Source organism: Glutamicibacter sp. BW78 (genome assembly GCF_002332245.1).
Taxonomy (GTDB): Bacteria; Actinomycetota; Actinomycetes; order Actinomycetales; family Micrococcaceae; genus Arthrobacter_H; species Arthrobacter_H rhombi_A.
Map to the genome: position 1 here is coordinate 43282 of NZ_NRGU01000023.1, position 19518 is coordinate 62799.

The 19518-nt window shown below is 62.1% G+C and carries 16 protein-coding genes; 9 read left to right on the top strand and 7 right to left on the bottom strand.

All coding sequences use genetic code 11. The features are described 5' to 3' along the window. Positions 1-15 precede the first annotated feature (15 nt). The gene (locus CIK75_RS03620; protein WP_086996879.1) at positions 16-642 is read left to right on the top strand and encodes a hypothetical protein; all 627 of its coding nucleotides are present in this window, start codon (positions 16-18) and stop codon (positions 640-642) included. On the opposite strand, the gene CIK75_RS03625 is transcribed toward CIK75_RS03620, so the two are convergent. Together CIK75_RS03625 and CIK75_RS03630 are read right to left on the bottom strand one after the other, a co-directional pair. Then, entirely contained in the window at positions 639-1502 is an 864-nt protein-coding gene (locus CIK75_RS03625) for a thioesterase family protein (RefSeq protein ID WP_086996882.1), read from the bottom strand. The two genes, CIK75_RS03620 and CIK75_RS03625, sit on opposite strands and share 4 nt — an antisense overlap. 104 nt (positions 1503-1606) lie before the next feature. Continuing rightward, the gene (locus tag CIK75_RS03630) at positions 1607-3082 is read right to left on the bottom strand and encodes a YdiU family protein (protein ID WP_096223244.1); all 1476 of its coding nucleotides are present in this window, start codon (positions 3080-3082) and stop codon (positions 1607-1609) included. A 42-nt stretch (positions 3083-3124) separates the two neighbouring features. Between CIK75_RS03630 and CIK75_RS03635 the strand changes: the two genes are divergently transcribed. Then, positions 3125-3595: a DUF2809 domain-containing protein gene (locus tag CIK75_RS03635; RefSeq protein ID WP_086996887.1), complete on the top strand. Its 471-nt coding sequence runs from the start codon at positions 3125-3127 to the stop codon at positions 3593-3595. 42 nt (positions 3596-3637) lie between these two features. On the opposite strand, the gene CIK75_RS03640 is transcribed toward CIK75_RS03635, so the two are convergent. Next, on the bottom strand, positions 3638-4579 hold the full coding sequence (locus CIK75_RS03640) for a LysR substrate-binding domain-containing protein (RefSeq protein WP_096223245.1): 942 nt from the start codon (positions 4577-4579) through the stop codon (positions 3638-3640). 120 nt (positions 4580-4699) lie between these two features. Here CIK75_RS03640 and CIK75_RS03645 point away from each other — a divergent pair, with 120 nt between their 5' ends. From CIK75_RS03645 to CIK75_RS03655, 3 genes are all read left to right on the top strand, one after another. Continuing rightward, complete coding sequence (locus CIK75_RS03645) at positions 4700-6742, top strand: NADH:flavin oxidoreductase (RefSeq protein WP_096223246.1); 2043 nt, start codon at positions 4700-4702, stop codon at positions 6740-6742. A gap of 65 nt (positions 6743-6807) precedes the next feature. Beyond that, a complete protein-coding gene (locus tag CIK75_RS03650; protein ID WP_086996895.1) occupies positions 6808-8163 on the top strand; it encodes an aromatic ring-hydroxylating dioxygenase subunit alpha in 1356 nt (451 codons plus the stop codon). A 26-nt stretch (positions 8164-8189) separates the two neighbouring features. Further along, positions 8190-9323: a hybrid-cluster NAD(P)-dependent oxidoreductase gene (locus tag CIK75_RS03655; protein ID WP_198962388.1), complete on the top strand. Its 1134-nt coding sequence runs from the start codon at positions 8190-8192 to the stop codon at positions 9321-9323. 104 nt (positions 9324-9427) lie between these two features. Here the strand turns inward: CIK75_RS03655 and nrdF are convergent, their stop codons facing one another. The 4 genes from nrdF to nrdH form a co-directional block, all read right to left on the bottom strand. Continuing rightward, positions 9428-10429, bottom strand: a complete 1002-nt coding sequence (gene nrdF, locus CIK75_RS03660; RefSeq protein ID WP_256382346.1) for a class 1b ribonucleoside-diphosphate reductase subunit beta — start codon at positions 10427-10429, stop codon at positions 9428-9430. Positions 10430-10560: 131 nt separating this feature from the next. Then, positions 10561-12702 (bottom strand): class 1b ribonucleoside-diphosphate reductase subunit alpha, encoded by a 2142-nt coding sequence (gene nrdE / locus CIK75_RS03665; RefSeq protein WP_241895274.1) that lies wholly within the window; start codon positions 12700-12702, stop codon positions 10561-10563. Beyond that, positions 12699-13175, bottom strand: coding sequence for a class Ib ribonucleoside-diphosphate reductase assembly flavoprotein NrdI (gene nrdI / locus CIK75_RS03670; protein WP_143413259.1), 477 nt, complete (start codon positions 13173-13175; stop codon positions 12699-12701). Before nrdI ends, nrdE begins: the two co-directional genes overlap by 4 nt. A 38-nt stretch (positions 13176-13213) precedes the next feature. Next, positions 13214-13456, bottom strand: coding sequence for a glutaredoxin-like protein NrdH (gene nrdH, locus CIK75_RS03675; RefSeq protein WP_086996998.1), 243 nt, complete (start codon positions 13454-13456; stop codon positions 13214-13216). 427 nt (positions 13457-13883) lie between these two features. On the opposite strand from nrdH, the gene poxB reads away from it, so the two are divergent. The 4 genes from poxB (at position 13884) to betT (ending at position 19395) form a co-directional block, all read left to right on the top strand. Further along, positions 13884-15608, top strand: a complete 1725-nt coding sequence (poxB, locus tag CIK75_RS03680) for a ubiquinone-dependent pyruvate dehydrogenase (RefSeq protein ID WP_096223247.1) — start codon at positions 13884-13886, stop codon at positions 15606-15608. A 174-nt stretch (positions 15609-15782) separates the two neighbouring features. After that, positions 15783-15950 carry a hypothetical protein gene (locus CIK75_RS16460; RefSeq protein WP_241895271.1) on the top strand — a complete coding sequence of 56 codons (168 nt, stop codon included), beginning with the start codon at positions 15783-15785 and terminating at the stop codon, positions 15948-15950. Between the two features lie 716 nt (positions 15951-16666). Beyond that, positions 16667-17035, top strand: a complete 369-nt coding sequence (locus tag CIK75_RS03690) for a hypothetical protein (protein ID WP_096223248.1) — start codon at positions 16667-16669, stop codon at positions 17033-17035. Between the two features lie 200 nt (positions 17036-17235). Next, positions 17236-19395, top strand: coding sequence for a choline BCCT transporter BetT (betT, locus tag CIK75_RS03695; RefSeq protein WP_096223253.1), 2160 nt, complete (start codon positions 17236-17238; stop codon positions 19393-19395). Positions 19396-19518: the final 123 nt, after the last annotated feature.

The following is a 19518-nucleotide window of genomic DNA, read 5'->3' on the forward strand; positions in this document are numbered from 1 at the left end:
CGGTCCGCATGAATAATGGGGGTCGTGCCTGAACCAATCCTGACCTTGATCCTCCTGGGCGGTTCCTCCGGATCCGGAAAGTCCTATCTCGCCGAGCGCTACGGCCGCCCGCATGTCGAGCTGGATAACTTCTACCGTGAATTGGCCGAGGATTCCCCGCAGACCCCGCTGCCCCACACCGCCTACGGCGAGGTCGACTGGGACCATCCCGGAACCTGGAACTGTGATGCAGCGGTCAACTCCGTCCTGCACCTGCTACGCACCGGCAGCATGGAAGTCCCGCATTATTCGATTTCCACGTCGAGCTACTCCGGCTATTCGACCGTCACCATGGCCGGCGGTCCCGTCGTGGCCGAGGGAATCTTCGTGGATGAGATCCGGGCGCCACTCATCGCTCATGGGGTGGACGTCCGCGCCTATTACATAGACGTCTCCCCCATCACGACGGCGGTGCGTCGGTTGGTACGCGATATCAAGGAACGCCGGAAGCCGCTTCCGTTCTTGCTGCGTCGTGGCTGGGCCCTGTACCGGGCCGAGGGCTCAGTACGGCGCCGCTACGTGAACGCAGGCTTCATCCCTACTCCCAAGGCCAGGATCCGGTCCATGCTCGCGTCAGCCTCCACGGTGCCTGACCCGCGCTAGCGTGTGGGCATCGGACGGACGGTGAGGATCTGTTCGCTGCGCCCGAAGGGCCCCTCGGTGTCATGCAACACGGCAGAGGTCAGTCCGATCCCGTCCGAACCGTAGGTCTGCTGCGACTGAATGCCCAGCCATTGACCGACGGGACGGCGGTACATGTGAATCTGCAGGTCGACGTTCGGGAACATCCAGGATTCCGGTCCCGGAGCCACCCTCGGTGCTACCCCGTTGGCCGTATCGACCATCCCCAACAGCCGGACCATATCAGGGGTGTCGAAGCCATCGACCATCTGCTGCGGGTTGCGCAGCCACACCACGCCCTTGCCCAAACGGTGTCCGGGTTCGACCCGTAGTTCCAGCTGCTCGATGTAGCCGCCGGGCCACATCTCCATTCCGTCCCAGACGGGTAGGTCTTCGGGGTGGGTGACGTCAGCGTCCTCGACACCGGCGACGAGCTGTGAGTCGTGGGTCTTCAGCCTCCACCCGCGGGCCACGATGGCGGTCCGGCCCTGACAAACCATTTGCGCCTCAACCAGTTCGATGGTCTTGCCGGGCCTGATCATCTGCGTGGTGATCTGCACGTCGCCACCGTGGATGATCCCCAGGATATCCAGGCTGACTCGTGCCATGCGCATATCCTCGCGGGGCTCGAAAAGCTCGAGCTCGCGGACCAGGAGCCCGGTGGCCGGCGCCATATGTTGCTCGTGCTCGTTCCAGGCACCTTGGGTGTGGATGGTGGAACGGTAGCTGCCTTCCCCCAGTGGCACGTAGAAGCTGGAGGGGCGTGAGCCGTCGGGCAGCTCGAGGAGATGGGTTCCGGAAGCGTCCGGGCGGTCCTGGTGGCCGATGGTCGAGGCAGTCATGAAGGCATCCTTTCAGCGCCTCGGGGATCGGCGCTAACCGTTCCACCCTATCGGTCGTTCTTGGTCCCGCAGTACCTGATCCGCTGGTGTCGAAACGGGCAGCCTCAGGTGCCGCAGAAGGTGACGTATGGGCCGAATTCCGTAGGCGCACCCGTGCCATACCGCTCCAGGCCCGGACGCACATCATAGGGCGCAGAGACGGCTTCCAAAAGGTGGTTCAACGGTTCCAGGTCCCCTCCCGTGGCTGCCTCAAGGGCTTCTTCCACCAGATGGTTGCGCGGAACGTAGGCGGGGTTGATCCGGTCCAGCCCCGCAGGGTCGGGCCCCAGGGCCAGCCACCTTCCGGCCCAGTCCTCGAAGGGCGCAGGGTCGGCGAAAAGGGTACGGACGAATGCTCGCTCGCCCCGGGCCACATCCGCCAAGGCACGGAAGAACGAAGTGTAGTCGGCCCCGCTGGCAGCCAATAGAGCGGTCGTGGCTTCTACGAGGTCGTGGGCCGGCTGGTCGCGGCTCTCGACGCCGGTGGCTGGTGGCAGGCCCAATTTCTCGAACATACCCGCGGACCAGGCCTCGCTGTAGCGGGTCCTGAAGGTGCGCAACGATTCCATGGCCAATTCCACGGCCCGGTCCTCATCGTCGTCAAAGAGCGGCAGCATGGCCTCTGCCAGACGGGCCAGGTTCCATTCGGCCATCACCGGCTGATTCCGATAAGCATAACGTCCTTGCGCGTCAATGGAGCTGAAGACCGCGGCGGGATCGAAGGCGTCAATGAACGCGCAGGGCCCATAGTCGATGGTTTCCCCCGAAATGGTCATGTTGTCGGTGTTCATCACCCCGTGGACGAATCCGACCAACATCCATTGGGCAATCAAAGTAGCTTGGTCGGCGACAACCGCGTCGAACAGGGCCAGATGGGGTCGCTCGGCCTCACCTGCCTCCGGATGATGGCGGAGGATGGCGTAGTCAGCCAGACGGTGCAGCAGATCGGGGTCGTCCAGCGCGCGGGCATATTGGAATGAGCCCACCCTCAGATGGCTGGAAGCAACGCGAGTGAGCACGGCGCCGGGCAACCGGCTTTCACGTAATACTCCGTTTCCTGTGGCGGTAACCGCCAGCGAGAGCGTGGTCGGGATTCCCAGTGCGTGCAAAGATTCGCTCAGAATATACTCGCGCAGCATGGGCCCTACGGCGCCAAACCCGTCACCACCACGGGAGAAGGGCGTCCGTCCCGAACCCTTCAGGTGCAGGTCACGGAGGTTTCCATCAGCGCCGCGCAGCTCTCCCAAGAGCAGTGCCCGGCCGTCCCCGAGCCGCGGGGAGTACGAACCGAACTGGTGCCCTGCATACCCTTGGGCAACGGGTGTCGCCCCTTCGGGCGGGTGGGCCCCGGTCAACACGGAGATCCCCTCGGCGCTGCGAAGGTATTCGGGGTCCAGCCCGAGCTCCCGTGCCAATCGCTCATTCAGAACCAATAGTTCCGGTGCCGGGGGTTCTTCCGCTGCCCAGGAAATGGAGAGTTCGGGGAAATTCCGGGCGAACCCGTTCTCGAGAACAACGGATTGCTGTAGTGCTGGACTCATGCTTCGAGCCTACCGCCACCACGGCGGCGTTAGACTTCCTCCATGCCATCGCCCGGACTGACATCATTCCTCGGGTCACGTCGTTTCATTCTCTGCGTGGCAGCCGTTTCCGTCATCCCCGTGGGCCTGACAGCACGTTTCCTGCTGCCGGCTGGACTGGCTGATATTGCTGGCGGGGCGCTCTACACAGTGCTGATTTATCTGGTGGTCGGTTTGATCAAACCTGCCTGGCGTCCCTTCAGGGTGGCGATCTGGGCGTTCTGCGTCAGTACCTTGGTGGAGTTGCTGCAGCTGACAGCACTGCCCAGTGCCCTCTCCGCCGTCGTTCCACCGATCCGTCTGGTCTTGGGTACGACCTTTTCCCTCACCGATCTACCCGCTTATGCGCTAGGGGCCTTTCTGGTCCTCTCATTGGACTGCTTGCTGATGCGTCAGAGGCAACGGCAACGGAGATCCCGGCAGACCGCTTCGACTTCGCTACGGCAAGCGCGCGATGGTTCCCACTCAGAGTAGGTGAGCGGGCAACCGAGGCGACGGTGAACAGCCGGCGACAGCTCAGCCCGACGCCGGCAGCGGAGGACTGGTGTCAAGCGCGTGGACTCCGGCCGCTGTCTCGCCGAGCACTTCCAGTGCCGAAGCCAGCAGTGGTTGGGACCGGCTCCCTCGACGGACCACAGTGCGGATATGCCGTGACGGTGCGGGATCCCCGCGCAAGGGAACGCGGGTTGTGGCATACCCTGCCGGCATCCGGGCGAGCCGCGGAACCAGCGATACCCCGAACCCTGCGGCCACCAAGGCCGCCCCGGTGTCCCACTCGACGGCTTCATGTGCGACGGTCGGGGTGAAGCCTGCCTCTGCGCATGAAGTGAAGACCAATTGGCGGTGCGGACGGTTCGGCCGATCCACGATCCACGACTCCTCGGCGGTCTCACGCAGGGTAATCCAGGCACGTTGCGCAAATGGATGCCCGTCGGGGACCAGCAGGTCAAGAGGATCATCAAGAAGGAACTGCTGGTCAAAGCGGCCATCGGCCGTCGCTGGCACGGTGTCGGTGGCGACGATCACTGCTAGGTCCGCTTCCTCGGCCAGCAGGAGGTCGAAGCACTCCAACGGGTCGGCCTCGATGATCCGCACTTCAAGCTCCGGACGCCACGAGCGCAGAGCGGTGACCACCGGGGGCAAGAGGGCCGCCGCTGCGGTTGAAAAACCGCAGAGTCTTAACTCACCAGCGTGCTCGCCCGACTCGGAAGTGATCAGTGCCTTGATGGTCTCCCAGCGGGCGAAAAGGTCGTCGGCCTGGCTCAGGAGGATTCGGGCCGCAGGGGTCAGGCGAACCCCGCGTCCCTGGGGGATCAGCAGCACGACTCCGAGATCCTCGGCCAACCCCCTCAATTGATGTGAAACGGCCGAAGGAGTGTAGTGCAGCGCCCGCGCCGTCGCCGTCACCGTGCCGTGGGCGGCCAACATCCGCAGGACGTGAAGTCGGCTATCAATCATGCAATAACTGTACACGGTACTGTGACGAATCTTTCGCTTTTCTTCAGCATTCGCGAACACCACACTAAAGGTATCAGGTGGCCACGACAGCGCATCTGGACACCGGGAGGAATCATCCCCATGCACGCGACAGACCCACTGCTCCAACCCTTTACGCTGAAGAACCTGACATTGCGCAACAGGATCGTCAGCACCTCCCACGAACCGGCGTACGCGGAAGGTGGCATGCCCACCGATCGCTACCGTGCCTACCACGTGGAACGGGCCCGCGGCGGAACCGGCCTGCTGATGATCGGTGGATCCGCCGTCGTCTCCCCCGACAGCCCCCCGGCCTTCGGCAACCTGCTGCTCTACCGGGACGAAGTCTCCGGATGGATCCGCAAGCTCACCGACGAAGTGCACGACGCCGGCGCGGCGGTCATGTGCCAAATCACCCATCTGGGGCGGCGGACCAGTAACTACACCGGCGATTGGCTGCCGGTCCTCTACCCCTCCCATCAGCGGGAGCCCGCCCACCGCGCCTTCCCCAAGGTGGCAGAGCCCTGGGATCTGCGCCGGGTGGTGTCCGATTACGCAGGGGCAGCCCTGCGTTGCCAGGAGGCCGGATTGGACGGCATCGAAATCCAGTCCTACGGACACTTCCTGGACGCCTTCCTCTCTCCGGCAACCAACGACCGCCAGGACGTGTGGGGTGGAAGCCACGAACACCGCATGGCCTTCCCTCGGGCGGTCATCCAAGCCGTCCGTGCCGCGGTCGGGCCAGATTTCATTGTTGGTATCCGCATGTCCATGGATGAGGATCGAGCCGATGGCCTCCGGCAGGACGAGGCCCTCGAGGCGCTGCAGCACTACATCGCCGATGGAATCGATTTCCTCAGCGTGATCAAAGGCACCATCGATAGCGACGCCACGCTCTCGCGGGTGATTCCTTCCATGGGGACCCCCTCGGCCCCGTTCCTTGATTTCGCCGGTGCCATCAAACGCGAGATCGACATCCCGGTAATGCACGCCTCGCGGATCGCCGACGTCTCCACCGCCCGGCACGCCATCGGTGCCGGCCTGTTGGACCTGGTCGGTATGACCCGCGCACAGATCGCCGACCCACAGCTCGTGGCCAAGCTGGCGGCCGGGCAGGAGGACAGGATCCGCCCCTGCGTCGGCGCGAACTACTGTCTGGACTCCATCTACGCATCGGGCGACGCCAAATGCATCCACAACCCCGCCACGGGACGTGAACTCCAGTTGCCACACACCATCGTGTCCGGTGGTGCAGCACGAAAGAAGGCAATGGTGATCGGGGCGGGGCCGGCGGGGTTGGAATGCGCCCGTGTTTTGGCCGAGCGCGGTCACGCCGTCGTGCTCTTCGAAGCGGGCGATGCCCCCGGGGGCCAGGTGCTCATCGCCGCCTCTTCACCGCGCCGACGCGATCTGATCGGGATCATCGATTGGCGGGTCAGTGAGGCCAAGCTGGCAGGCGCTGACCTCCGGTACGGTGTCTACGCCGATCGGGAGATGGTGTTGGCAGAGAACCCCGACGTCGTCGTGGTCGCGACCGGTGGCACCCCGAACCGATCGTTCCTGGCCGCCGGTGAGGATCTGGTAGCCGATAGCTGGGACGTACTAGGACAACTATCGAAGATGCCGTCCACGGCGCTGGTCTACGACGACAACGGGGCCGAGCCTGGAATGGATGCCACCGAACGACTGGCACTGGCCGGCACCCGCGTTGAACTCGTCACCCCGGAGCGCACCGTGGCCCCCGATGTGGGCAGCATGAACTCCCCGGGCTACCTGCGTGCCTTCTCCGAGCACGACGTCACCATCACCTTGGCCCACCGACTCGTCTCGGTCATGCCGGCAGCCCACGGGCAATTCAGTGCTGAACTTCGCAGCGACTATTCCGGCCAGGTGATGACGCGAACCGTGGACCTCGTCGTCGTCGAACACGGGAATCTGCCCAACGCCGAACTGTACTTCGAGCTGCTGGCGGACTCGGCCAACGCAGGGGAAGTCGACTACCAGGCACTGCTGGCCGGAGAACCACAACCCGTGGATCCCGAGGCCTCCGGGAAGTTCCAACTCTTCCGCGTCGGCGATGCAGTGGCCAGCCGGAACATCCACGCAGCCATCTACGACGCCTTCCGGCTGTGCCTGCCGATGTGAAACAGATCGAGCCGCGTCGGCCGGCCACGCCATCAGCATCCACCACGGCACCCCGGAGGAAGACCATGAACACCACACCCGTCAGCACCGAAACAACCGGGCGAGCCCAACCGATCCCGGCCCGCCTGACCCAGCTGGTGCACCAGCGGGTTGAAGGATTGAGCCTTGATTCCGAGTTCTACACATCCGCGTTGGTCCATGATCTGGACATCGCCGCAATCTTCGCCAAACACTGGATCTATGTGGCGGCCGACGCCGAACTGCCCGAGCCCGGGGACTACGTCACCATCACCGTCGGCCCCTACTCGGTGATCCTGGTGCGCGACGACGACGATCAGGTCAGCGCCCTGCACAACGTCTGCCGACACCGGGGCGCACGAATCCTCAACGACGCCAGCGGTTCGGTCGGGAACCTGGTGTGCGGATACCACCACTGGACCTACGGGACGGACGGCTCGCTGCTGCACGCCGACTCGCAGCCCGCCGATTTCGACCGCAGCTGCTTCGCTCTGAAAAAGGTCGCGGTCAGGAGCATCGCTGGTCTGATCTTCATTTGCCTCTCTGCGGAGCCGCCGGAGGATTTCGATTCGGTGGCCCAGCGAATCGAATCCTATCTGACCCCGCATCAACTGATGCGTACCAAGGTCGCAGCGCAAGAGGACCTCGTCGAAGAGGGTAACTGGAAGCTCGTGATGGAGAACAACCGAGAGTGCTATCACTGCGACGGGCACCCGGAACTCTCTTGCTCGCTGTTTCCCACCTACGGCTATGAACCCGACGGTCTGCCGGCGCGGCTGCGGCCGGCCTACGACCGCTACCTGCGTGCCGAAGCGGATCTGCGGCGCGTCAGCGCCGATAACGGGTTGCCGTTCGAGCGAATCCAGGAACTCGAGACTCCCGTGACCGGGTTCCGCATCCAGCGGGAACCGCTCGACGGGGCCGGCGAGTCCTTCAGCCCGGATGGGCGGATCGTCTCGAACAAGCTACTCGGCGATTTGACTGAGCCCCGGCTGGGCCGGCTCTCGATGCATTGGCAGCCCAATGCATGGTTCCACTTCCTCAGCGACCACGCCGTCACGTTCTCGGTGGTGCCGCTGGCTGCCGACCGGACCCTGCTGCGCACCACCTGGCTCGTCCACGAGGACGCGGTGGAAGGTCACGACTACGATCTACAGGAGCTCAAGCGAGTCTGGAAGCAGACGAACGCACAAGATGGGGTCTTCGTGCAACGCGCCCAGCGCGGCGTGTCCAGCCCCGCCTACCAACCGGGACCCTACGCACCGAACGAATACCAGGTGGAGGCCTTCTGCTCCTGGTACATCAACCGGTTACGAGCCCACGTCGAAGCGGAATCCTGGAACGGATCCTCTGCGGCTCTGGACGACGCAGCCGGTGGCGACGGATTGGAAGTGTTCCCATGACCCAGATGGCCGAGCACACTCGGGCCGTGCACACACCAGTATCTCCGGCCGACCCGGCTGCCCCCGATGCCTACGTCCTGCGCTGCGTCGATGTCCGTGACGAGACAGCCGATGTCAAGACCTTCGTCTTTGAGCCCGAAGGGGAGGAAGGATTCGGATGGGTGGCGGGCCAGTTCCTGACCCTGAGCCAGGAGATCGACGGCGCCGGGGCCAGCCGGTGCTACTCCATCAGTTCGGCACCGTCGGGTAGCCGGCGGCTGGAGATCACCGTCAAACGCATCGCGGGTGGGCCATTCTCCAACTGGCTGCACGAGAACTTGCGCCCGGGCCGAGCAATCAGCGCGCACGGGCCGGTGGGCGGTTTCACACCGACCGAGCTCCAGCTAACGCAACCTTTCGAGCTGGACTACGAGGCGAGGGCGCAAAGGCAGCGCTATCTTTTCCTTGCAGCAGGCTCCGGCATCACGCCGATCATGGCCATCCTGCGCACGCTGCTGGTCAAGGGCAACCCGATCGATGCCGTTCTGGTCAACAGCCTCCACGGTCCGGACGACGTCATCTTCCGTCGGGATCTGGAAACCTTCTCCGTCCGGCGCGGGCTGCGTGTGGAACTGGTCAGCAGTACGCTCGTCACTGCCGACCAAAGGCGCGGGACGAAGCTACCTGCAGGTATCGGAATCTCCCCCGGACGGCTTGATACGGAACTGCTGCGCAGCCTTGTTCCCGATCTCGTGGACCGTGAGATCTTCTCCTGTGGTCCCGCAGGATATCTGGACGGAGTTCGGACCATGCTCGATGCCGCGGGATGCGCCACAGATCGCCGGCACGAGGAGAGCTTCGACATCGGAGTCCACCAAGATGCGGCATCCGCCGGAATCCCCAGTACCACCAAGGCTGGTGCGTTCACCGTGACCTTCGCGCGCAGTGGGCGAAGCATCGACTGCCCGGCAGGCTCCTTCGTCCTCGACGCGGCCCTCGCCGATGGCGTGCCGGTCCCCTCGTCCTGTGGTTTGGGGATGTGCGGTACTTGTAAGAGCGGTCTGTTGGAAGGCGCGGTCGAAATGAATCATGCTGGCGGCATCCGGCCACGCGAAATAGCCGAGGGCAAGATCCTGCTGTGCTGTTCGCGACCGACGGAAGACCTGGTGATTGATGCCTAGGTTCGCTGCATCGGCGGTCTGCCGCCACAGCTCAAACGTCGGAGGGCTCCGGCACTGATGCGCCGGAGCCCTTCGAACGGTTCGTGCAGAACCTGCTGGGTTTGCTAGAAGTCCCAGTCCTCGTCTTCGGTGTTCACGGCCTTGCCGATCACATAGGAGGAGCCGGAGCCGGAGAAGAAGTCGTGGTTCTCGTCGGCATTCGGGCTCAGAGCCGAGAGAATGGCGGGGTTCACGTCCGTCACCGAGGACGGGAACATCGCCTCGTAACCCAGATTCATCAGCGCCTTATTGGCGTTGTAGTGCAGGAACTTCTTGACGTCCTCGCTCAGGCCCACACTGTCGTACAGGTCGTGGGTGTACTGCACCTCGTTCTCATACAGTTCGTAGAGCAGTTCGAAGGTGTAGTCCTTCAACTCGGTCTTGCGCTCCTCGCTGAGACCTTCCAGACCCTTCTGGAACTTATAGCCGATGTAGTAGCCGTGTACGGCCTCATCGCGGATGATCAGGCGGATCAGATCAGCAGTATTGGTCAGTTTGGCGCGTGAGGACCAGTACATCGGCAGGTAGAAGCCGGAGTAGAACAGGAAGGATTCCAGCAGGGTTGAGGCGATCTTGCGCTTGAGCGGATCCTCGCCGTAGTAGTAGGACTCGATGATCGAGGCCTTCTTCTGGAGGTTCACGTTCTCCGTGGACCAGCGGAATGCCTCGTCGATGTCCTTGGTGGAGGCCAGCGTGGAGAAGATCGAGGAGTAGCTCTTCGCGTGCACGGATTCCATGAACGCGATGTTCGTGTAAACGGCCTCTTCATGCGGGGTGATGGCATCGGGGATCAAGGAGACAGCCCCGACGGTGCCCTGCAGTGTGTCCAACAGGGTGAGCCCCGTAAAAACGCGCATGGTGAGGAGCTTCTCGTCCTCGGTGAGCGTGTTCCATGACTGGACGTCGTTAGACAGCGGGATCTTCTCCGGGAGCCAGAAGTTGTTGACGAGGCGGTTCCACACCTCGACGTCCTTCTCGTCCTGGATGCGGTTCCAGTTGATGGCCTCGACATGATGCTGCAGCTTGACCTGATCGGTCATTTCATCCCCTGACTTTGACTTTCTAATGCGGGTTGCCTGTGTATTCCGTGAGCGGGACGACGGCGGGAAGATTCCCGCCGTCGTCCCGGTCCGGTGTCCTGGATGCCGGCTGTCGGCGTCCAGGTGGAAGGACGAGGTTTATTCAGCGCCTGCGACTCCTAGAGTGCGCAGGAAACGCAGCCCTCAACCTCCGTGCCTTCCAGCGCGAGCTGGCGGAGGCGGATGTAGTAAAGCGTCTTGATGCCCTTGCGCCATGCGTAGATCTGCGCCCGGTTGATGTCACGGGTCGTGGCGGTGTCCTTGAAGAACAACGTCAGCGACAGGCCCTGGTCAACGTGCTGGGTTGCGGCTGCGTACGTGTCGACGATCTTTTCGTAGCCGATTTCGTAGGCATCCTGGTAGTACTCCAGGTTCTCGTTGGTCAGGTACGGAGCCGGGTAGTAGACACGGCCCAATTTTCCTTCTTTACGGATCTCGATCTTCGCGGCCACCGGGTGGATCGAAGAGGTCGAGTTGTTGATGTAGGAGATCGAGCCCGTCGGAGGGACGGCCTGCAGGTTCTGGTTGTAGATACCGTGCTCCATGATCGAAGCCTTCAGTTCCTCCCAGTCCTGCTGGGTCGGGATGTGCACATTGGCGAAAAGCTCGCGGACCCTTTCGGTCTGCGGAACCCATTCAGCCTGAGTGTACTTATCGAAGAACTCCCCCGAGGCGTACTTCGAATCCTCAAACCCATCGAAGGTTTCGCCCGTTTCCATGGCCAACTTATTCGAAGACTTCAGGGCGTGGAAGAGCACGGTGTAGAAGTAAATGTTCGTGAAGTCCAGGCCTTCTTCGGAGCCGTAGTGGACGTGTTCACGTGCCAGGTAGCCGTGCAGGTTCATTTGACCCAGACCGATGGCGTGCGACTGCTTATTGCCCTCAGCAATCGAAGGAACCGAACCGATGTAGGACATATCCGACACTGCGGAGAGCGCGCGAATCGCTGTCTCCACCGTGGCGCCGAGGTCAGGGGAATCCATCGCCTTGGCGATGTTCAGCGAGCCGAGGTTGCAAGAGATATCCTTGCCGATCTCCTCGTAGCCCAGGTCTTCCTTGTACACCGACGGTGAGGACACCTGCAGGATCTCCGAGCAGAGGTTGCTCATGATGACCTTGCCCTTGATGGGGTTGGCCCGGTTCACCGTGTCTTCGAACATCACATACGGGTAGCCCGATTCGAACTGGATCTCCGCGAGGGTCTGGAAGAACTCGCGGGCGTTGATCTTGGTCTTCTTGATCCGCGAATCATCGACCATTTCGTAGTACTTCTCCGTGACGGAGACGTCGGAGAAGGGGATGCCGTAGACGCGTTCGACGTCGTAGGGCGAGAAGAGGTACATATCCTCGTTCGTCTGGGCCAGCTGGAAGGTGATGTCGGGGACGACCACGCCCAATGAGAGGGTCTTGATGCGGATTTTCTCGTCCGCGTTCTCCCGCTTGGTATCGAGGAAGCGGTAGATATCCGGGTGGTGGGCGTGCAGGTAGACGGCTCCTGCACCCTGGCGGGCACCGAGCTGGTTCGCATAGGAGAAGCTGTCTTCAAGAAGCTTCATCACGGGGATGACGCCGGAGGACTGGTTCTCGATCTGCTTGATCGGGGCACCGTGTTCGCGGATGTTCGTCAGCGACAGGGCAACACCGCCACCGCGCTTGGAAAGCTGAAGCGAGGAGTTGATGCCACGGGCGATGGACTCCATGTTGTCTTCGACGCGCAGCAGGAAGCAGGAAACCAGCTCGCCGCGCTGGGCCTTGCCGGCGTTGAGGAAGGTGGGGGTGGCTGGCTGGAAGCGACCATCGATGATCTCGTCGACCAGTTGCGTGGCCAGCTCTTCGTTGCCACGGGCCAGGTGCAGGGCGACCATGCACACGCGGTCCTCGTAGCGTTCCAGGAAGCGCTTTCCGTCGAAGGTCTTCAGCGTGTAGGAGGTGTAGAACTTGAAGGCGCCCAGAAAGGTTTCGAAGCGGAACTTCTTCTTATAGGCATGTGCGTAGAGGCCGCGGACGAAGTTCATCGTGTACTGGTCGATGGTTTCGCGTTCGTAGTACTCGTGCTTCACGAGGTACTCGAGCTTCTCGTCGAGGTCGTGGAAGAAGACCGTGTTGTTGTTCACATGCTGCAGGAAGTACTGCCGTGCCGCCGCACGATCTGCGGCGAACTGGATCTTCCCCTCCTTATCGTAAAGGTTGAGCATGGCGTTGAGCTCGTGGTATCCCAAGCCCTGAAAGGCCTCAGGGACTTCCTTGGTGTCGGTCTTCACGGTTGGCTCTGCGACGGTGGTGTCCAAAACTCTTCCAATCCTTGGCGTACACGGGTGACGTCTTCCGACGTCCCCATGAGTTCGAAACGATATAGCACGGGAACCGAGCATTTGGCGGAGATCTTGTCTGCCGCCAAGCAGTAGGTGGTTCCAAAGTTGGTGTTGCCGGCGCCGATGACGCCGCGCAGCAGCTGTCGGTTTCCCTCGTTGTTGAGGAACCGGATCACCTGCGGGAGGATCGACCGCGCCCCTTTCTCCCCACCATAGGTGGGCAGAACGAGGACATACGGCTGAGAAGCCAGCAGTTCTGGTTCGCTGGCATAGAGGGGGATCTGCGCCGCTTCAAGCCCCAGTTTCTCCATGAACCATTTCGTGTAGCCGGAAACGGAGGAGAAGTAGATCAGGGAACTCTCAGTGGTGTTTGCGGTGGCCGGACGCGTGGTCCGCTCCTCCACCGCGATGTCGCCAGACATGAGACCGGCCTCCAACTGCTGGTGATGGGTGTTGTTGCCTAGGCTACGTTCGAGGCGGCCATGGCCAGTTCCTCGATCTTGTCCGGGCGGAAGCCTGACCAGTGGTCGGCTTCGGTCATGACGACGGGGGCCTGCATGTAGCCGAGGGCCCGAACGCGCTCGAGGGCATCCGCATCCTGGGAGATGTCGACCTTCTGGTAGGCAATGCCCTTCTTGTCCAGCGCTCGGTAAGTGGCGTTGCACTGCACGCATGCTGGCTTGGTGTAAACCGTGACGGTCATGGCGTTGATCCCCTCGTACAAAATATGTGGTCTTCTTCGTGGTGTGTTCCCGGATTCCCGGGGGTCCGAAAGCGGGCCATCCGAGCGTTGGCGGGAGTAGAAACTGTTCCCGCCCCGTGGGGCGCTTCCTGAGATTTCAATACTACATGTAGTACAAGGTTCAGCAAGCAACCCCTATATGTTGTCTTACAAGTATGTCATTCCCCACGGCGTTAGTCCACAGCGGGTGTGGAGAAACGCATCCCTAATTGCCGCACGAATCCGGGGTTCAGGCAGCTCCATCCACAGGCTGTGCATGGAAGATGCCCACAAGCCAACAGCTGGTGTGTCGCTCCGCGACGGCGTGTCGCCACCTCCTCGGAAAAGCGAGGGTCGAAGGCTCAGCGGTAGGCTGGATTCAACCTCAGCGGAAGGAACTCTAACTGATATGACTACGGTCTCAGAACACATGATCGCCACCCTTCGGGCCAACGGCGTCCAACGAATCCATGGCGTCCCCGGAGACTCGCTCAATGGGATCACCGACGCGCTGCGCAAGGACGGGACGATTTCCTGGTCCAATGTCCGCCATGAAGAGGCCGCCGCGTTTGCTGCCGGGGCCGAGGCAACGATGACCGGGAACCTGGGCGTCTGTGCCGGCAGCTGTGGTCCGGGCAACCTGCACCTGATCAACGGGCTCTACGAGGCCAATAGATCGCGTGTACCGGTTCTCGCCATTGCCGCACATATCCCCAGCGCGGAGATTGGCAGCAACTACTTCCAAGAGACACATCCTCAAGACCTCTTCAGCGAATGCTCGGTCTTCACGGAAATGGTCTCCACCCCAGATCAGATGCCGCGCTTGCTGGAAATTGCGATGCGGACCGCGATCGAAAAGCGTGGCGTTGCCGTGCTGGTTATCCCTGGCGACGTGGCACTGGCTCCGGCAACCAATGAGCGGATCACCCACATCCGCCGCTCCCACCCGGTCGTGGTGCCCTCGAGGGAAGAACTCGAAGAAGCTGCAGGCATTCTTAATGCTGGCTCCAAGGTCACGATCCTTGCTGGCGCGGGCGTGGCAGGTGCCCATGATGCCGTGGTGGGGCTGGCGGACACTCTCGGTGCACCTATCGTCCACGCCCTCGGCGGCAAAGAGCATATCGAATACGACAATGAGTTCGACGTCGGCATGACCGGGCTGCTCGGTTTCGCCTCGGGCTACCGGGCCATGGAAGACGCCGATACCTTGCTCATGCTGGGCACCGACTTCCCGTACCAGCAATTTTTCCCCTCCAAGGCCCGTATTATCCAGGTTGACCTTCGTGGCGAACAGCTCGGCCGTCGTGCTCCGGTGGACCTCGGGCTGGTGGGCACGGTGGCCGACACCGCCGAAGCCCTCCAGCCGATGCTCAAGCGCAAGTCCCGCAGATCACATCTGAAGGATGCGCAGAAGCACTACCGCAAGACCCGCGAGAAGCTCGACGATCTGGCCACGAAGACGCGCAAGGGCAAACCGTTGCACCCGCAATTCGTTGCTCGGAGTCTGGATCGTCATGCCTCGGATGACGCTGTGTTCATTCCCGATGTGGGATCCCCGGTCATGTGGGCCTCCCGTTACCTGACCATGAACGGCCGGCGCCGTCTGTTCGGATCCTTTGCCCACGGGTCCATGGCCAACGCGCTCCCCCAAGCCATCGGAGCACAGTCAGCGGCACCGGGCCGTCAGATCGTTGCCATGTGTGGTGACGGCGGTTTGTCGATGCTCATGGGCGAGTTGCTCACCGTGGTCCAGTCGAAGCTGCCGGTAAAGATGGTGGTCTTCAACAACTCCTCACTGAACTTTGTGGAGCTGGAGATGAAGGCGGCAGGATTCGTGAATTATGCCACCGACTTGGAGAACCCGAACTTTGCCGAGGTGGCCAACGCGGTCGGGGTTCTCGGTATCCGGGCGGAAAGCTCTGCCGATCTGGATGCGGCCCTGAAGAAGGCCCTGGCCCATGACGGACCAGCACTCGTTGATATCGTCACGGCGCGTCAGGAACTGACCATGCCACCGAACGTCACCGCTGAACAGGCCAAGGGGTTCGCCCTGTATGCCGTACGAACGGTCATGTCCGGCAGAGGCGACGAGCTATTGGACCTCGCGGCGACGAACTGGCGTCAACTCTTCTAGTGCCGGGTCTGGTCTGCGTGGAGCTCGGAAAACGGAGCTCCACGCGGGCCGGCCTCTCTATTCCAGCTGGGCCCTGACCTCGTTCTTACGTATCTTTCCGGTGACCGTCTTCGGAAGCTCCGCAAAGACCCGCACCATCTTGGGCACCTGGAAACGCGCAAGGTGCTGCGTGGCGTGGGAGACGACTCGTTCCTCCAGTTCTCCGGCTATCGAGGAGGCGTTCTCACCACCGGACGTGATGATCTCCTTCAGCCGGTCGGAGAACCAGAGGACGGCATCTTCGATGACTCCTTGGCCTGCGGGTTCTTCCAGTATCCGGAGCAGACATTCGGGGACCTGTAGGCAATCTCAACAACTTCACCGGCAGAGAGTCCCCTTCCAGTCGGGTCCATCATGCCGACCAGCATGGGTGGCGTTTGAATTCCCCAAAAGTTTGAGGCGTTCTGTAGATGGGCCGGCCACTGCATGGCGGTGACCGGCAATACTTCCGTCTGTCCGGAGCCGGGGATGACTGCTGCCGGCGGATACATCGCGTCCACGCGTTCGAGTAGTTCCGTGACATCGGCAATATCATCATGTGGGTCAACGGAGGATTGGAACCCCGGTTCTCGCGAACGGCACTCGAATTGCTCAGCGAGGCAATGGTCACCGACAGATGGCTGGTTAGCGTCTCTTTCGGGCGCACAGTCGTCCCTCACATGTAAAGGCACTGGACACTGTCCCGGCCGTCGATGAGTACGTGCATCGGATCAGGTGTGGCGCCTTCCACCAGGTCATCCCAACCCTTGGGTCGCTCTTTTGGTCACCGCCGATGGGTCTTGACCGCCCACACGTCGCGGACTCGTTCCGCAGTTTTCTTCGACACCGAAGCAGGACCGCAGCCGCATCACTCGGCAGCGATTGCTCGAGGCGATCCTCGTCTGCCTGGCCGATGAAGGGGTGGCAGCCGGCAACCGACAGCACCACGTCCTCACCCGGGAGGATCTGATCCTTGCGGCACTGGACGACATGGTCGAACGCCGTAGGGCCCTCGCCGATGACGCTCCCCCTATCGGGGGATGGGAGCGGAACAGATCGAGGCCATCGTGAATTTTTTTGCCGATCCGTATACCGGAACCCTGTGTCGCGCCGCGCTCCACGTGTGGACGGTCGCCGCCGCGGATCAGACTCTCCGTGGGCGGATCATCCCCTTGGAACGGCAAGCTGGTCGCGATATGTACCGGATGGCGCTGCAACTGCTCGATGTTGACGACAGCGACCCCGTGATGTCCGCAGGGTCAAACCAGCTGGACGTGGCTCTCGGTCAAGCACGAGGGCGCTTCCCCGCTCCTCACGACGAGAGGGCCTGGCCTCTCCTCCCCGGGCTCAACTACCCGGGTCGGCGCTACCGGGTTAGCATGGACTCGCCGCGTATTACTACCGGGTAGCCCGCACGCCTTCTTCCTGCCGTAGGGAGAACACGCCCGTTGCAGAGCGGAACAGTCTTCGCCATTGTTCCGACGCGAAGGAGTACTGATTGACTGACGCAGAAGAGCCCCCCGAGGGTTCAGCCGAACGACCTCACCCCAGGATCGACCGCAGCCGTTTCGGCATCGCAGGCCGCCGCAGGGAGCCCGACGCTCAACACATGCGTCCCCCCATTTCCAGCAGCGAACTGAGCAAGGGACCCGTCGAGCTCTCCGAGCACCGCGGGCCCCGGGTCAATTGGCGCGTCTTCATCACCTCTTCGGCGATCATTTTGGGTTTCTCGGTCTGGGCGATGCTCTTACCGGATCAGGCGTCGGCGACCATGCAAGCTGCCGTGACGTGGATCTCGACCAACCTGGGGTGGTTCTACGTCGTAACGATCACCCTGGTCATCCTCTTCGTCCTCTGGGTGGCGCTCTCCAAGGAAGGCGGTGTCCGGCTGGGGCCGGACCGTTCTCGCCCGCAGTACAACCTCTTCACCTGGGTAGCCATGCTGTTCGCAGCCGGGGTCGGCATCGACATGCTCTTCTACTCGGTCACCGGCCCCATCACCCAGTTCATCACCCCACCCTCGGCCACTCCCGAATCGGCTGAAGCCCTCCAGGACTCGGTAATTTGGACGATGTTCCACTATGGAGTCGCCGGTTGGTCGATGTACGCCCTGCTGGGCATGGCCATGGGCTACTTTGCCTATCGGTGGGGCATGCCCCTGTCGATTCGTGCGGTGCTATATCCGCTCTTGGGCAAACGCGTACGGGGGGCCGCAGGGGATGTCATCGATATCTTCGCTCTGGTGGGGACCGTCTTCGGTGTGGCCACGTCCATGGGGATCGGGGTCGTGCTCCTCAACGTCGGTTTTTCCTGGCTCTTGGGTATTCCCGAGGGGCTGGCATTGCAGATCGCCTTGGTGCTCGTCGCCGTCATCATGACCGTGGCCGCCTGCGCCTCGGGGGTGGATAAGGGGATCCGGCTCATCTCCGAGCTCAACCTCTGGGCCGCCGGCGCCATGATGCTCTACATCTTGATTACCGGCAAGACCGCTTTCCTACTCAACGCGATGGTCGAAAATATCGGCAGGTTTGTCCTCACCTTGCCCGAGCGCACCCTAAAAACCTTCGCCTACACCGATGGTGGCAGTGAATGGATGGGAAGTTGGACGCTCTTCTTCTGGGCCTTCTGGCTCGCCTGGGGGCCCTTCGTCGGGCTCTTCCTGGCACGGATCTCCCGAGGCCGAACCCTCCGTGAATTCGTGATTGCTGCGATCACCGCGCCGGTCCTCTGCGATTTCTTCATCGTCACGATCTTCGGCAATAGTGCCCTCCGTCAGGTGCTGGAGGGAAACACCGACTTCGCCGAGCTGGCCATGGATAGTCCCGAACATGGCTGGTATGCCCTCTTGGAGATGTTTCCCGGCGCCCCCTTCCTGATCGGTTTGGCCACACTTTCCGGGATGCTGTTCTACCTGACCAGCGCGAATTCTGGTGCCATGGTCATGGCAAATTTCTCCTCCTCGATTCCAGATCCTTCAGTGGACGGGGCGAAATGGTTGCGGATCTTCTGGGCGGTACTCACCGCGGTGCTCACGGTTTCGATGATCGTTGCCGGAGGGGTGACAACCATGGAACACGCGACGCTGATCTTCGCGTTGCCGGTGACCATCATCAGTTATTTGGTCATGGCCTCCTTTTCCAAGGTCCTGCGGATGGAACGGGCCGAACGAGAGGGGCAGGTGCGGCGCCGGCGCTCGATGGCCATCCATGGCGGCCAGACCCCAGAGAAGACCTGGCGTCAGCGCCTGGCCCAGCTGCGTTCGTACCCGTCCAAGAAGGCCGTGGCACAGTTCGCTGACCGTGTGGTGGAACCTGCGTTGCAGGAAGTGCTCAACGAATTCAATGGTTTGGGCTACGACGCCGAACTGACGAGCGAACCCAATCTCGAAACGGGCATCAGCGAGCACACCCTGCTGGTCAACATGGAAGACCACCGGAATTTCCACTACCAGGTAGCTGCCGTCGAAGCGCCGGCACCGATGTTCGGCGGGCGCAGCATGTCGCGACAGATCGACGTCTACTACCGGCTGGAGGTCTTCACCCAGACGGGAACCGAGGGCTATGACCTGATGGGTCTGACGGAGCAGCAGATCATCAATGATGTCCTGGACCGGTACGAGGCACATCTGGGATTCCTCCACTACTCCAACGAGCATGACTACGCTTCGGTCCTCACCCCGGTCATGCCGACCACGACGGGAACCATTCCACGGATTCCAGCATCGGCCGATGACGTTGAACCTCTTGAAGAAGATCGACCCCAGCACTAATCCGGGTCGACGCGGCAGGCAGCTCAATGACCCCGGACAGAGAAGGAGCCCCATCCGCAGATGGGGCTCCTTCTTCGATGTCTCAATTTCGGTGGAGGTAAGGGTGTGCGTACCGGACACATC

Coding starts and splice junctions, on each gene's coding strand:
- CIK75_RS03690 (WP_096223248.1), top strand. CDS start 16,667: ATGGGAGCGGAACAGATCGAGGCCATCGTGAATTTTTTTGCCGATCCG.
- CIK75_RS03645 (WP_096223246.1), top strand. CDS start 4,700: ATGCACGCGACAGACCCACTGCTCCAACCCTTTACGCTGAAGAACCTG.
- CIK75_RS03650 (WP_086996895.1), top strand. CDS start 6,808: ATGAACACCACACCCGTCAGCACCGAAACAACCGGGCGAGCCCAACCG.
- betT (WP_096223253.1), top strand. CDS start 17,236: ATGCGTCCCCCCATTTCCAGCAGCGAACTGAGCAAGGGACCCGTCGAG.
- nrdI (WP_143413259.1), bottom strand. CDS start 13,175: ATGTCTGGCGACATCGCGGTGGAGGAGCGGACCACGCGTCCGGCCACC.
- CIK75_RS03620 (WP_086996879.1), top strand. CDS start 16: ATGGGGGTCGTGCCTGAACCAATCCTGACCTTGATCCTCCTGGGCGGT.
- CIK75_RS03635 (WP_086996887.1), top strand. CDS start 3,125: ATGCCATCGCCCGGACTGACATCATTCCTCGGGTCACGTCGTTTCATT.
- nrdH (WP_086996998.1), bottom strand. CDS start 13,456: ATGACCGTCACGGTTTACACCAAGCCAGCATGCGTGCAGTGCAACGCC.
- poxB (WP_096223247.1), top strand. CDS start 13,884: ATGACTACGGTCTCAGAACACATGATCGCCACCCTTCGGGCCAACGGC.
- CIK75_RS03625 (WP_086996882.1), bottom strand. CDS start 1,502: ATGACTGCCTCGACCATCGGCCACCAGGACCGCCCGGACGCTTCCGGA.
- CIK75_RS03630 (WP_096223244.1), bottom strand. CDS start 3,082: ATGAGTCCAGCACTACAGCAATCCGTTGTTCTCGAGAACGGGTTCGCC.
- CIK75_RS03640 (WP_096223245.1), bottom strand. CDS start 4,579: ATGATTGATAGCCGACTTCACGTCCTGCGGATGTTGGCCGCCCACGGC.